This window comes from Moorena sp. SIO3A2 (assembly GCF_010672265.1).
Taxonomy (GTDB): domain Bacteria; phylum Cyanobacteriota; class Cyanobacteriia; order Cyanobacteriales; family Coleofasciculaceae; genus Moorena; species Moorena producens.
This window is the reverse complement of record NZ_JAAHHC010000015.1, coordinates 23,782-36,259: the sequence shown is the minus strand read 5'-3', so window position 1 is coordinate 36,259 and position 12,478 is coordinate 23,782. Positions and strand designations below refer to the sequence as shown.

Genomic DNA, 12,478 nt, shown 5'->3' with positions numbered 1-12,478 from the left:
TTTGAGCTTAGCATCTTGGGTTTTAGGGAATCGGGAGGTGGGAATCGGGAGGTGGGAATCGGGAGGTGGGAATCGGCAAGAGGCAACATTCAACATTCAACCTGCCAACCTACCCTACAAGGGACGGCAAGGGCGAACAACCAACTAACCTAGCCTACAAGGGACGCCAAGGGCGAACAACCTTGGCCTTTCGGCCACGCTACGCGAACAACTTGACAACTTTCAACCTACCCTTCACCGAACGCCAAAGGCGAACAACTTTTCCAACCCCTACTCCCGGCCACCTCTAAGATTCTTCTTCGTCGATGTCGATCGCATTTTCCTACCACAGCCATCTGCGATCGCATTTTCCTACCACAGCCATCTGTGATCGCATTTTCCCACCACAGCCATCTGCGATCGCATTTTCCCACCACAGCCATCTGCGATCGCATTTTCCTACCACAGCCATCTGCGATCGCATTTTCCCACCACAGCCATCTGCGATCGCATTTTCCCACCACAGCCATCTGCGATCGCATTTTCCCACCACAGCCATCTGCGATCGCATTTTCCCACCACAACCGATTCCCGATTCCCGATTCCCACCTCCCGATTCCCGATTCCCAATTCTCAATTCTCAATTCTCAATTCTCAATTCTCAATTTCCTGTAGTATCCACTGTCTAGAGAGGTATTTTTCGCTTAGGATTGAAAATTGTTATGATCACGGGTTATTCAACAGAAAAACAAAGGAAGCTTTTGCCGAAATACCACCTGCAATTCCTGAAGCATACAATAGCGGTTATAAATTGAAGATCAGACAGCTTAATTGAGTATAACGGAAAAACAAACCAATAATTGTTCCATCTTTTTTCGGTTGCTCAATCGGTCTGGACTAGATCTATCGCAGTTCTCAATTGGTTGAGGTAGATTTTGGAGTTTAGGCAAAAGGCAAGAGGGAACAGGGAAAAAATCCTGTGTACTTCATAGGTATGAGGTAAGCATTCAGCCGTCAGCCGTCAGCCGTCAGCTTATTTTATTCACAAGTTGTTCGGTGTAGCGTGCGCTATGGGCATAAACTGTTTCGGTAGCGTGGCCAAAGGCCTTTAGCTGAATACTTACGATCTGAAAAACCCTATAACCACAGGATCGCTATCAAAAACGCGTTCGCGTAGCGTGACCAAAGGTCAATCGCGTGCATCTCATTAAAGTTTGACTCGGTGATGGGTTACTACCGACCGTTGATTAGCTGACGGCTGAGGGCTGATAGCTGAATGCTTACCTCCCTACTCCCTACTCCCTGCTCCCTACTCCCTAATTCCTACCCAATTGAAAACCTTGAATAGTCGCTTGTTAACCAAAACCTATTCACAACTTCAGCACAAATCATGAAAAACTCAGAAATACCAATCCCAAATCCCGCCCAAACCATGATGGCGGATGACCAATCCATGACCAATTCACCAGAAACTATGGACAATCAAGACCTAGGGATGGCAACCGCCCCATCCATGGAAAGCCCAAAAGAAGTGATCAACGTTGACGCCCAACATTCCTATCCTCCCTATCCTCCCTATAACCCACCATCCCTAACCCTTGACACAATTACTACTGTGACTATGCCAGTGCTGACTCCTGGTAACAATGGTGACGCCGTACGATTTTTGCAGCAGATCCTAATCAGCTTGGGCTACACCATTGTTAAATTTAACGCCAATTTTGACCGATATACCTACCTAGGTGTGACTCAATTCCAACGCAACAACCGTTTGAAAGTGGATGGAGTAGTTGGCTGGCATACCTGGCGTAAGTTGGGTGAAGCTAGTGTCTCCCGGCGTCGTTACTAGGGCATAGGGAGTAGGGAGTAGGGAGTAGGGAGTAGGGAGTAGGGAGTAGGGAGTAGGGGAGTCAGATCAGTTTTCCCTTTTGCCTCTTGCTTCTTGCCTATTCTGTATTCCCGATTCCCGATTCCCGATTCCCGATTCCCGATTCTAAATTCTAAATTCTAAATTCTAAATTCTAAATTCTAAATTCTAAATTCCCGATTCCCTGTTCCCTCCTGATTAATCATTCGCCCAGGAAAAATTGACACAAATATCCAATATACTGCTCGCTTTGTGTATGCTTTAATTACACAGATACCTCTCTAGCATTTTCATTGTTTCACATCTCAACTGAAAATGCTAGGGTTGATCAGATACTTTAGAAAAGTTAGCAATCAAAAAGACAACCGGATCAATCCGGTCATTTATTATCATCCCTCTACTTAACGTCGAGGACTTTCAACTGCAAGTTTTTTTGGTAGGCGCGGATTTCTCGATCCACAGTTGCCACTGTCAAACCTTTCTCCAAAGCCTGGCTGATCAGCATCCTATCAAAGGGATCGCGATGGAGCAGGGGCAATTTTGATAACTGAGTAACACTACCTTCATCAAGATCGAGACTAGCAATTTGGTGAAGTTCACGCTGCTTTGGCAAAAACTTCTCTGGTGGCTCTGGCAATGGTAGCTTACCCAGTTGATACTTGACTATTGCCTCCCAAACTGAAACAACACTCAAGTAGACTTCGTTATCTGGGTCGCGGATGATGTCTCGAACATCTGTTGATAGCCGAGTGTCGCCACTGATGAACCATAGGAAAATATGCGTATCTAACAGAATTTTCACTATTGCTCAAACCCGTCTAGAATCTCATCTGGCAACGGGGCATCAAAATCATCAGGGACTTTAAACTGGCCGAGACAGAGTCCAAATGGACGTAACTGCTTTTGAGGAGTAGTTTCAGACTGCTGCTGTCCATACTTGCCCAACAGAAAATCAATGAAGTCTAATACCTGCTGCTGGAATACAGGTGGTAGCGCTTGCCATTTAACAAACAGCTCTTCCCTAGTTGCAGTAGGAGCATCCATGATTTATTACCTTAAACTATAGTCCACTTTATTCTAGCTGGGAGTAGGGAGTAGGGAGTAGGGAGTAGGGAACAGGCAAGAGGCAAAAGGCAAGAGGCAAGAGGCAAGAGGGAACGCTGAGCTGACTCCCGATCTCCCCACACTTTCGACAGTTGAGAAAACCGTTGCACTGAGCACATAGTTCCGACACTCCCCCCCGAAGTCCCTTTTTAGATCAATTTTGATCAAAAAACCGTTGCACTGAGCGCACACTTGAAAAAACCGTTGCACTGGCCGCACACTTCCGACACTTGGGACACTCCCCTTGCTTGGAAGTTCCTTTTCCTATCAATAGTGATCAGAAAACCGTTGCACTGAACGCACACTTCAGAAAACCTTTGCACTGAGCGCACACTTCAGAAAACCATTGCACTGGCCGCACAGTTCCGACACTGTTGCCTATTGCTAGCATGCCTATTCCCGATTCCCTATTCCCTGCTCCCGATTCCCTATTCCCTGCTCCCTTCTAATTGCTATACTCAAAGCGTTGCCTCTGGAACCATCATCATGCACCAAATTCACTTGAAGGAAGCAGAGACTAAACTGGCGGAACTACTTGAAGCAGCAGCAGGGGAAGAGGTTGTCATCCTCGGTAGTGATGGGAAATCTTTTAGAATTGTGCCAATGATTGCAGTACAAGCAACCCCTAAGTTTGGCAGCGCTAAGGGGCTAGTCAAAATTTCAGATGATTTTGACTAACCGTTATAATATTTTATGGAATATAGCGGTTTTTCGCCTAATGAGGTACACAGAATTTTTGCCCTGTTTCCTATTCTCTCTTCCTTCCCTCTTCTCTCTTCCCTATTCCCTATTCCCTGTTCCCTGTTCCCTGTTCCCTAAAACCATTAAATCTGTACCTCACCAAATTGAAAACCGCTATAGTAGATCTATTGATTTTTGAATCATTATAAAAAGCAAATGTAGCAATGCCTGCTCAGGATATATTTCATGATGTTGTCAAAAAAGCGCTTGTCCAAGATAATTGGGTAATTACTCACGACCCGTTAACGTTAGATTTACGCGATCGCCAATTGCATATCGACTTAGGTGCCGAAAGGCTAATTGCTGCACAGAAGGAGAATCAGCAAATTGCCGTTGAAATTAAAAGCTTTATTTCATCTTCTAGTGTCTTTCAATTTCATTTAGCGTTAGGGCAGTTTTTGAATTACCGGATTGTACTACGCCTCAAACAACCACAACGAGTACTTTATTTGGCTGTTCCTTTATCGATTTACGACGATTTTTTTGGTGAAGAACTCCCTCAACTTAGTATTAAAGAGTATCAAGTTAACCTGTTAGTATTCGATCCTAACCAGGAGGTAATTGTGCAATGGATAAATTAAACCAGTATCGTGAAGCGATTAAGAAAATATTAACCGATTACAGTAAAATAAAACCTTCGTTTGGTGATATAGACCGCTATACTTCCTTTGATCTAGAAAACGACCACTATCAAATATTCAGTGTGGGTTGGGAAGAGCATCGTCGTGTCTATGGTTGCTTGATTCACATTGATATTATCAATGACAAGATTTGGATTCAATATGATGGGACGGAATATGGTGTAGCGAATGAGCTTACTGATTTGGGAATTCCTAAGTATGATATTGTATTAGCCTTTCACACTCCGTTTATGCGTCAGTATAGTGATTTTGCGGTGGGTTGAGTTGTGGGGAATAGGGAACTCAGAATTTAGAATGTAGAATGTAGAATGTAGAATGTAGAATGTAGAATTAAGAATTAAGAATTAAGAATTAAGAATTAAGAATTTAGGGTTTTTCAGTATCTTTGGCTCTTCCGTACTTCTTATGCTAAATAAACACTTTGGCAAAGGGAGCAGGGAATAGGGAGCTGAGGCCGTAGGCCACGCGGGGCGCGTTCGGAGCAGAATAACGTTAGGACGGTTCGCTTCTTCAAAATGACACTGAACAGCATCTCGAACCATCGCTGTCAGCTGATCCAAGGTGTCTGCTTGAGTAAAGATAGATTCTCCCAAAGCCCTGGCGGTATAGCCCTCGTCCGGATCTTCCTCAACCAAAAACACAACCTGGCTCATGTTAATCACATCATTATTTTCTATAGTCATTATGCCATGGGGAGATGAGGAGTCAGATTAGCCTTCCCGACTCCCGACTCCCGACTCCCGACTCCCGACTCCCGACTCCCGACTCCCGACTCCCAATTCTAAATTCTAAATTCTACATTCTACATTCCCTACCTCCCGTCGATACCGAGCACGTGCTGGTGTTCCCCAGCATACTTGCTGCTCTGGGATATTACTAAACACACTGCTGCGAGCACCAATGACGGCATTCGCTCCAATTTGGACACCGGGAGCAACGAAGCAATCGGTGGCAATCCAGGCTCCGTTACCAACATTTATCTCAGATGTGATTAAACCAAAGGCTGGGTCTTTGATATCGTGACTACCGGTACAGAGGTAACATTTTTGCGAAATAATGCAGTGACTACCAATGCGAATCCGATCGACGCTGTAGAAAACCACATCATCGCCAATCCAACTGTAGTCACCAATTTCTACTTTCCACGGGTAAGTAAAACGAGCAGTGGGTCGAATGACGACATTAGTACCAATCTTGGCTCCAAATAATTGGAGCAGCCATCGGCGGAAGCCGTTGAAGTTATGAAGACTTAAGGGAAAAGCGATCGCTTGCACCAACCACCAGATTAAGATTAACCAGCTGGGACGCCCTCGGTCAAATCGAGATGAGTCGTATTTGCGTAAATCAACTAAGGGGGCTAAATCTAAAGCTGGTAGTTTACTTAAGTCAGTAGTCATCTATTGATTTGGTTGAAGGTTGAAGGTTGGGTGGTTGAAGGTTGGGTGGTTGAAGGTTGGGTGGTTGAAGGTTGAAGGTTGGGTGGTTTAAGGTTGAAGGTTGTTCGCCTTTGGGGTTCGGTGAAGGGTAGCTTGTTCGCCTTTGGCGTTCCCGTAGGGTAGGTTGAATGTTGAAGGTTTTAAGCGTCAACCGGCCAACCTGCACCCGACTCCCGATTCCCGACTCCCGATTCCCGATTCCCGACTCCCGATTCCCGATTCCCGATTCCCGATTCCCGATTCCCGATTCCCGACTCCCGATTCCCGATTCCCGATTCCCTATTCCCCCCAAGTATCATGCTCTCAAATAATAATGAAGACTCGCTCCAGTATGACCAGTGATAATCCAAACCACTGAGCGCCCTACATCCCGTGCCACTCGCAGCCAGGATTCCTCAGGCCGCTGGGAAGGAATGGCCACAGGGGTGAAGGCAATACCGTGACTGCCGAAAACAAAGAAGGCGATCGCAATCGACCGACGCATGTGAAAGTCTGAGGTGATTAGATAGACATGGTGGATGTCATGGGTTTGGAAATCTTGAACTAGGGAGGTAAAGTTGGTGACCGTATCGATAGCACGCCGATCAATATGTACTTGCTGATCAGGAATACCTGCTTCCCGAAAGACCTTTTGGGCTTGTGGGGTGGGCTGTCCAGAAGAGACCCAAATATCAAGGTTAGGATGTTGCTGAGCAAACTCAGCTGTAAATTTTTCCCGTGTAATATCTCCACCGAGGGTCAGAATCACCTCAGGAGTGGGGGATTGGAGATGGGCGAGCCCTAAGCGAATGGGAATAAAACTAAGAGCAATCAATAGGATGGTAACGGTAAATACCACCCGCATTTTCCGTAGGGTTTTGCGAGGGTAGCCAAAACCAGGTTTATTGGTGAAACGTCCGCGTGACGATAAGTTTCGTTTCATGGGTCAATACAAGGATTTTCCCGTAGGGTTAGTTGTAGGGAGTAGGGAGTAGGGAGTAGGGAGCAGCACAGTCTTAGGGATCCAGTCCCGTCTTGAGGGTTCCCCCCATCTCCCCACACTTCCCACACTCCCGATTCCCGATTCCCGATTCCCGATTCCCGACTCCCGACTCCCGATTCCCGATTCCCGTTCCCCTCCTGGGAGGGGTTAGGGGTGGGTTCCGATTCCCGATTCCCTATTTGACAATTCTTAAAGTTTATATTTACTGCTTCTGTAATTTTTCAAATTCAATCAGCCTAATCGATAACAGAGTTTCCGCCAGCATCCGTTGAAATGCATAATACCAACCATGCCAACCATCGAAAATTCCGCCCTTAAGAATCAGACAGTAAAATAGGATAATAAAGGGAGCAATAATTTTTTGTTTGCGAATTATGTCACCTATACTAATTTCATTATCTGGGGTCTGGGTTAGTTTTTTGACTTCAATTATCATGTATCGGTCTTGGGCCCACAACCAACGAGTTAAGGGTTTGCGGTCATCGTGATGGATATAGGCAGAGAGTATTGCTGATTTGCCATTAACTTGCAAAAGCTGGGTGTGACCATCATCAATATATGTTGATTTGTCTTTGCGAAATAAAACTTGACGAGGGGGAAGTATCGTTCCTCTAAGGGGTTTGCCAAAAACACAATATTTGAATTTGGCAAAATAGCCATTTATTTCTGTATCCGTTTGTAAAGCTTTGATTTCAGCTATTAACTCATTGGTGACACTGTAATCAGCATCTAATGACAGTACCCATTCAGAGGTTACTTGTTCTAAACCGTAATTCCATTGTGTTGCGTGGGTGTCAAATTTTCGCTGAAATACTTGAACTTGAGGATATAATTTAAGAATTTCTAATGTTTCATCTGTGCTGTAACTATCAATTACAACAATTGTCTTTGCCCAGGTAAGCTGTTGAAGGGTACGTTGGATATTGGGCGCTTCGTTGTAGGTGAGAATGAGTGGGGTAGTTTTTTCTAGCATTTTATATACAGCAGTTCTCAGTTGGTTGAGGTACAAATTATTGGGTTTTAGGGAGCAGGGAGCAGGGAGCAGGTAAGAGATAAGAGGTAAAAAATACTGTGTACCTGATAGCTATGAAAAATGCTGTAACTTAATTAAGTTGATTCTAGCTGACTTAATCTGCTAGAACACAACATTGATTTCCAGAGATAGGGATATCTACCTGCAAATTTAAAATTGATATCTGTATAGTTTTCTGATTCGAGTAAAGTGGTTAAGGTTTTTACATAAAAGAATTTTATATGTCCGCAATCCCATAGAGCGGTGAAGTGTTTATCCATTTTTCCTGTGACGGCGAGCATGAGATTTTTGAGATAGCCATGATAAGGCGTGGTAATAATTAAACGTCCGTGTGGTTTGAGGACTTTTTTTGCTGCTCGCACCAATTCTTTGGGATAAAATAAATGTTCAATTACTTCCAAGGAAATAACAATATCAAACTTATCTGATAATTCTGCATAAGGGAGATTGTAGATACTTCCTTGAATAAATTGGCAATCAGTGAAATTATCGCTAGCTAATTTAATTCCTGATTCTGATTCTTCTACACCAACTACTTCATAGCCTTGTTGTGCAATAAAATTAGTGAGACTTCCGTTACCACAACCAATGTCTAAAATACGAGTTTTTTGTTGATTATGTGGGGGGGGACGGTTTCATTTATCATCTCCATCAGAGATTTTATTAAATAAGCATGATGATGTAAATGGTTACTATTTTTATAAAAATATTCTTATTTTTTTGTTTTTAATTTCATTGGATCAATCACTAATTATTGTAGTTATTTGAAATTAGATATAGCAATTATATATCCCATAAGGTACAAATTGATCCCCCTAAATCCCCCTTAATAAGGGGGACTTTGAGGTTGAGAAGCGTACCTCATAACTGCGAGAAACGCTATATAGGTTGATTATGGATGATAGCTGTATAAACTTGAATCAATTTTTTGGCTATGGAGTCCCAGGTGTATTGTTCAAAGATGAGTTGACGAGCGCGAGTTCCCATTTCTTTGGCTTGTTGGGGAAATTGCAAACACTGGGTTAAAGCATTGGCAATAGCCTCAGCATCAATATCAACTACATGGGCAACGTTTGCAGCAGCAGCTTCTGGAAAATTACAGCCTGTGGTAATAACACAAGGTAAACCTGAAGCCATACCTTCCAGCACAGACATACTAAACCCTTCAGAATAGGAAGGGGCAACATAAATACTAGCAGCAGCAAGGGCAGCATATTTGAGAGAGCCTGTTAGCATCCCTGTAAAGGTAACAGCATCCAGACAACCTGCATTGGCAAAGTAGTCTTTAGCTGTAGGTAGAAAGCCAATGTTATCAGGACCAGCAAGAATTAGGTGAGTGTCGGAAAATTTAGAGTGTATTTTACCAAAGGCTGTTGCTAGCAAGTCTAATCCTTTTTTGGGGTCGATACGTCCTAAGAAAATAATCAGAGTTTTGTTACGAGTAGCTGGAAACTGTTGATAAAAAAGTTCAGGATTAGGGAGTTGTTCAAAGTCTTGACGGTGGATGCCGTTAGGGGCAATAGTAATAGGAGTTTTGAGGTTGAGGGGTTTAATTTGTTCCGCTTCCGTAGAGGCTAGCATTTGCAGTGCGCTAGCGTTTTGGAGAGCAGGCTTTTCTAACAGAGTGTAGTAGATGCGCTTTTTTAAGGCTTTATAGGAAAGTGCCCAAGGGTCAAGCATCCCGTGTGGTATAATAACATAAGGGATATTATACCATTGACAAGCCCAGTAAGCAGCCAGGTTAGGAACTGAAAAAATCGCATTAGTTTGTACTAAGTCATAATCGCCGATGTGTTGGAATAGCCACTTACTCAGAGAAAAACTAAATTTGTAGTCTCCAATCCCTTTGTAAGGAAAAAACTGTAGGCGATAATTAGTTTTAGCCAACCAGGTTTTTACAGGGGCTTCTATAACCTCAGAACCATTAGCATTAGTGGCTACTAGGTCAACAGTAATGCCTAAGTTACCCAATGCTTGAGCTAGTTCCACTACGCATTTAGATGTACCCCCATAAACAGCCCCTAAAGCAGGAATAACAATCAGAAGTTTCATCAGTAATTATAGCGGTTTTAAATTAAATGAGGTACAAATTTTTGAGGTGCGACCCGTGGCGAATTTAATTCGCCAACGGAAAGCGCACCTAAGGTTTTAGGGAGCAGGGAGCAGGGAGTATGGAGCAGGGAGTAGGGAGCAGGGAAAAGAAATATGTCCTAAGCTTTGCTTCGACTGCTATACCTCATTAGGCGAGAAACCGCTTTAGTGATGTAAGCATTCAGCCTTCAGCTGTCAGCCGTAGCGCATTAGTTGATAGCTGATAGCTGGTAAGCATTCAGCCGTCAGCTGTCAGCCGTCAGCTATTCGCGTTCGCGCAGCGTGGCCATAGGCCAAGGCCAAGACTCACGCTGCTTGAGGTGCTTATTTTATTCAAAAGCACCTAAAGTAGCGCATTAGCTGATAGCTGATAGCTGATAGCTGATAGCTGATAGCTGAATGCTTACTTAGTGATTAGCTAAGGCGTATTCAACAGCTTTTATCAAACCTTGAGCAAAATAGTCCGGAGAGAATTTATGGATGTGTTCCAGGGCGGCTTGACTCATCGTTTCTAGGTCAATTTCCCCTGAACTTACCTTAACCATTAACTTAGTTAGCTGTTCCCTATCATAGGGATTAAAACCAAATCCATTGATCCCTTCAACTACTAAGTCTTCAAAACAGCCACAGCGATTAGACACTAGCACTGGCAAGCCAGCAGCCATAGCTTCGTTGACAACTAATCCCCATTGTTCGTGAGTACTAGCATGGATAAAGCAGCCAGCGTGAGCAAAATAAGGCAGAAGTTCTTGTTGTTGTAAAAAACCAGTTAGATGAATAAACTTAGTCAACCCTAAGTCTTTAATCTGTTGCTCAATTTGAGAGCGCATTGAACCATCCCCACACAGGACTAACTCCCAAGCCCTGTCTTTGGCTAGTTGGCGATAGGTAGCGTAGGCTGAAATTACAAAAGGAAGATTTTTCTTAGGGATAAAGCGATTGATAGCCAGGAAGTAGGGCTTGTTTAAAGGAGGTGCCAGAGATTTAATTTTGTCGGGATGGAAAGCATCATTACCTACGACATCATAGCCGCAAAAAATGGCTTCCTTAGGTAGTCCTAATTTGATCAAGTAACGTTTTTGTGGTTGCCCGCCCACTAAAGCCGATTTATACCGGTTAAGTAGCCAGCGCTTTATAGTTTCACGCCACCAGGCTCTAGTAAAATCTGTTTCTGTAGTCTCAGAAAGCAAAATTGGTAGTTTACTGTGCCATAAACTCCATACTAAAGTGGCAATCATGGCTGATTCAAAATAGCCAGCAATCACCACCACATCAGGCTGAACCTTCCTTAGGGTAGAGTAAAGTTTTGGGAGTAATTGATGAAACTTTACCTGCTCTCGCTGTCGATCGCTGACAACAGAAATAAGCGGAAATGGAAGATTTTGTAAATTAGCTTTCCAGGCATAGTCAGCTTCGGCTCTTGCCAATTCTATACCAACTACATTCCAGCCTATTTTATGACAATGCTCGTGTAAAGCACTGACACGGGAAATATGGTAGGGGCCATAGTTAGTAAACAATACTGCGATTTTGAGCACTTGAGTTAAGCTAAATTAGTTATGGATTAAAGCATAATTGGCTGTTACTTTTTGTCTTAGGTACCAAGCCATTCTTGTAGATTTAATTTTCTCAGTATGAAAATCGTCTGCATGGTGAGCATTAGGGATAGCAAAAATACGCCTAGATCTAGAACTATAGTTCCTGAGATGTTAAAGAAATTTGCTATATCCTGAAGACCCTCAACAAACAGAATATGGATCAGATAAATTCCATAAGAGTATTTACCAAAAGCAGCAATTTTATCTAGAACTATAAACTGCTCATTTTTAAAAGTAATAGCAAATATTAACAGACATATTCCTGCTAAATTTTACCATAAAAAGTGACGACCTTGGAGTAACATTAATATAGTTAAAACAATCGCTATAACTATACATTACAGGGGCAAAACTTTAAAATCCTTTTTTTCTCTTAGATTAAATAAATTATCCACAACGGCAACTGTAATACCCCATAGTGCTGCTGGTAGTGCCTGATAGGATAAAGAAACTGTATAGCCAAGTTGATTGATTAAGTTATAGTTAGGTTTGATTAAGACTACTATTCCAGTAATTAATGCTATTATTGCTAACCAAGATTTACTTTTAGGATGCTTATAAGCGAACTTTGCCAATAAAAATGTTACCAAAGATACTACTAATATAAAAGGTAGAAACCAAAGATGATGAGTAGTTCCTGTCCATAAAAACTCTAACTTAATATTAATACTTGTACACAAATTTGTAATCCAGCAATTTAAATATCTAATTAACAAATATAAAATCGACCAGATTAAGAAAGGAATATAAATTCTCTTGAATCGGCTAATGGTGTAGTCAGTAAAACTAACTGTTGGTTTTTGGATTACTTTAGTAAAAATAATAAAAACAGCTGTAGATGTAAAAAAAGGTACAGCAAACCTTCCTAGCACAGAGGTAAAGCCAAGTTGAGGCGAACTAACTGTGTGAAGCCAGACGATGGAAATAGCAGCAAATACCTTAACTGCATCTAATGTAATAAATCGTTGCTTCATTTTGGCAAAAAAAAATCTATTTATATGAATTT

General features: G+C 42.6%; 20 protein-coding genes and 2 pseudogenes. 9 read left to right on the top strand and 13 right to left on the bottom strand.

All coding sequences use genetic code 11. The features are described from left to right. Positions 1–65 precede the first annotated feature (65 nt). From F6K64_RS17530 to F6K64_RS17520, 3 genes are all read left to right on the top strand, one after another. Positions 66–290 (top strand): hypothetical protein, encoded by a 225-nt coding sequence (locus F6K64_RS17530; RefSeq protein WP_154659904.1) that lies wholly within the window; start codon positions 66–68, stop codon positions 288–290. A gap of 15 nt (positions 291–305) precedes the next feature. Further along, positions 306–668: a hypothetical protein gene (locus F6K64_RS17525; protein ID WP_287263156.1), complete on the top strand. Its 363-nt coding sequence runs from the start codon at positions 306–308 to the stop codon at positions 666–668. Between the two features lie 701 nt (positions 669–1,369). Continuing rightward, positions 1,370–1,828 carry a peptidoglycan-binding domain-containing protein gene (locus tag F6K64_RS17520; protein ID WP_009149902.1) on the top strand — a complete coding sequence of 153 codons (459 nt, stop codon included), beginning with the start codon at positions 1,370–1,372 and terminating at the stop codon, positions 1,826–1,828. A 415-nt stretch (positions 1,829–2,243) separates the two neighbouring features. Here F6K64_RS17520 and F6K64_RS17515 read toward each other — a convergent pair whose 3' ends face one another. Genes F6K64_RS17515 through F6K64_RS17505 form a run of 3 tightly spaced genes read right to left on the bottom strand, consistent with a single transcriptional unit; the run spans position 2,244 to position 3,060 of the window. After that, positions 2,244–2,648, bottom strand: coding sequence for a type II toxin-antitoxin system VapC family toxin (locus F6K64_RS17515; RefSeq protein ID WP_009149899.1), 405 nt, complete (start codon positions 2,646–2,648; stop codon positions 2,244–2,246). Continuing rightward, on the bottom strand, positions 2,648–2,890 hold the full coding sequence (gene vapB, locus F6K64_RS17510; RefSeq protein WP_009149896.1) for a type II toxin-antitoxin system VapB family antitoxin: 243 nt from the start codon (positions 2,888–2,890) through the stop codon (positions 2,648–2,650). The genes F6K64_RS17515 and vapB overlap by 1 nt, the downstream gene beginning before the upstream one ends. A gap of 11 nt (positions 2,891–2,901) precedes the next feature. Next, positions 2,902–3,060: a hypothetical protein gene (locus F6K64_RS17505; RefSeq protein ID WP_287263157.1), complete on the bottom strand. Its 159-nt coding sequence runs from the start codon at positions 3,058–3,060 to the stop codon at positions 2,902–2,904. Positions 3,061–3,331: 271 nt separating this feature from the next. Here F6K64_RS17505 and F6K64_RS17500 point away from each other — a divergent pair, with 271 nt between their 5' ends. The 4 genes from F6K64_RS17500 to F6K64_RS17485 are packed head-to-tail and all read left to right on the top strand — an operon-like array spanning position 3,332 to position 4,595. Next, on the top strand, positions 3,332–3,628 hold the full coding sequence (locus tag F6K64_RS17500) for a type II toxin-antitoxin system Phd/YefM family antitoxin (protein WP_009149893.1): 297 nt from the start codon (positions 3,332–3,334) through the stop codon (positions 3,626–3,628). A 40-nt stretch (positions 3,629–3,668) separates the two neighbouring features. Next, positions 3,669–3,830, top strand: coding sequence for a hypothetical protein (locus F6K64_RS17495; RefSeq protein WP_154659902.1), 162 nt, complete (start codon positions 3,669–3,671; stop codon positions 3,828–3,830). Positions 3,831–3,855: 25 nt separating this feature from the next. Further along, positions 3,856–4,272, top strand: a complete 417-nt coding sequence (locus tag F6K64_RS17490) for an element excision factor XisH family protein (protein ID WP_009149891.1) — start codon at positions 3,856–3,858, stop codon at positions 4,270–4,272. Further along, positions 4,260–4,595: a XisI protein gene (locus F6K64_RS17485; RefSeq protein ID WP_009149888.1), complete on the top strand. Its 336-nt coding sequence runs from the start codon at positions 4,260–4,262 to the stop codon at positions 4,593–4,595. The genes F6K64_RS17490 and F6K64_RS17485 overlap by 13 nt, the downstream gene beginning before the upstream one ends. A gap of 216 nt (positions 4,596–4,811) precedes the next feature. Here the strand turns inward: F6K64_RS17485 and F6K64_RS38935 are convergent. The 3 genes and pseudogenes from F6K64_RS38935 to F6K64_RS17470 form a co-directional block, all read right to left on the bottom strand. Further along, positions 4,812–4,985 (bottom strand): annotated as a pseudogene (locus F6K64_RS38935) (type II toxin-antitoxin system HicB family antitoxin); the annotation flags it as partial. A gap of 135 nt (positions 4,986–5,120) precedes the next feature. Beyond that, on the bottom strand, positions 5,121–5,729 hold the full coding sequence (hpsU, locus tag F6K64_RS17475) for a hormogonium polysaccharide biosynthesis acetyltransferase HpsU (RefSeq protein WP_009149883.1): 609 nt from the start codon (positions 5,727–5,729) through the stop codon (positions 5,121–5,123). Next, complete coding sequence (locus F6K64_RS17470; RefSeq protein ID WP_044494532.1) at positions 5,719–5,919, bottom strand: hypothetical protein; 201 nt, start codon at positions 5,917–5,919, stop codon at positions 5,719–5,721. The genes hpsU and F6K64_RS17470 overlap by 11 nt, the downstream gene beginning before the upstream one ends. Between F6K64_RS17470 and F6K64_RS17465 the strand changes: the two genes are divergently transcribed. Beyond that, the gene (locus F6K64_RS17465) at positions 5,897–6,079 is read left to right on the top strand and encodes a hypothetical protein (protein WP_154659901.1); all 183 of its coding nucleotides are present in this window, start codon (positions 5,897–5,899) and stop codon (positions 6,077–6,079) included. The genes F6K64_RS17470 and F6K64_RS17465 overlap by 23 nt on opposite strands. Here F6K64_RS17465 and F6K64_RS17460 read toward each other — a convergent pair. Continuing rightward, on the bottom strand, positions 6,064–6,690 hold the full coding sequence (locus tag F6K64_RS17460; protein WP_009149877.1) for a YdcF family protein: 627 nt from the start codon (positions 6,688–6,690) through the stop codon (positions 6,064–6,066). The two genes, F6K64_RS17465 and F6K64_RS17460, sit on opposite strands and share 16 nt — an antisense overlap. A gap of 92 nt (positions 6,691–6,782) precedes the next feature. On the opposite strand from F6K64_RS17460, the gene F6K64_RS17455 reads away from it, so the two are divergent. Further along, positions 6,783–7,022: a hypothetical protein gene (locus F6K64_RS17455; protein WP_131827256.1), complete on the top strand. Its 240-nt coding sequence runs from the start codon at positions 6,783–6,785 to the stop codon at positions 7,020–7,022. Here the strand turns inward: F6K64_RS17455 and F6K64_RS17450 are convergent. The 6 genes and pseudogenes from F6K64_RS17450 to F6K64_RS17430 all read right to left on the bottom strand — a co-directional run bounded on the left by F6K64_RS17450 (position 6,953) and on the right by F6K64_RS17430 (position 12,446). Then, positions 6,953–7,723, bottom strand: a complete 771-nt coding sequence (locus tag F6K64_RS17450) for a glycosyltransferase family 2 protein (RefSeq protein WP_009149875.1) — start codon at positions 7,721–7,723, stop codon at positions 6,953–6,955. The two genes, F6K64_RS17455 and F6K64_RS17450, sit on opposite strands and share 70 nt — an antisense overlap. Before the next feature lie 134 nt (positions 7,724–7,857). Then, positions 7,858–8,435 (bottom strand): annotated as a pseudogene (locus tag F6K64_RS17445) (class I SAM-dependent methyltransferase). 227 nt (positions 8,436–8,662) lie between these two features. Beyond that, positions 8,663–9,835 carry a glycosyltransferase gene (locus F6K64_RS17440; RefSeq protein WP_009149870.1) on the bottom strand — a complete coding sequence of 391 codons (1,173 nt, stop codon included), beginning with the start codon at positions 9,833–9,835 and terminating at the stop codon, positions 8,663–8,665. Between the two features lie 446 nt (positions 9,836–10,281). Then, on the bottom strand, positions 10,282–11,412 hold the full coding sequence (locus F6K64_RS17435; RefSeq protein WP_009149868.1) for a glycosyltransferase family 4 protein: 1,131 nt from the start codon (positions 11,410–11,412) through the stop codon (positions 10,282–10,284). A gap of 56 nt (positions 11,413–11,468) precedes the next feature. Next, on the bottom strand, positions 11,469–11,720 hold the full coding sequence (locus tag F6K64_RS38270; protein ID WP_353814536.1) for a hypothetical protein: 252 nt from the start codon (positions 11,718–11,720) through the stop codon (positions 11,469–11,471). 90 nt (positions 11,721–11,810) lie between these two features. Beyond that, complete coding sequence (locus F6K64_RS17430; protein WP_009149866.1) at positions 11,811–12,446, bottom strand: acyltransferase family protein; 636 nt, start codon at positions 12,444–12,446, stop codon at positions 11,811–11,813. Between the last annotated feature and the right edge of the window lie 32 nt (positions 12,447–12,478).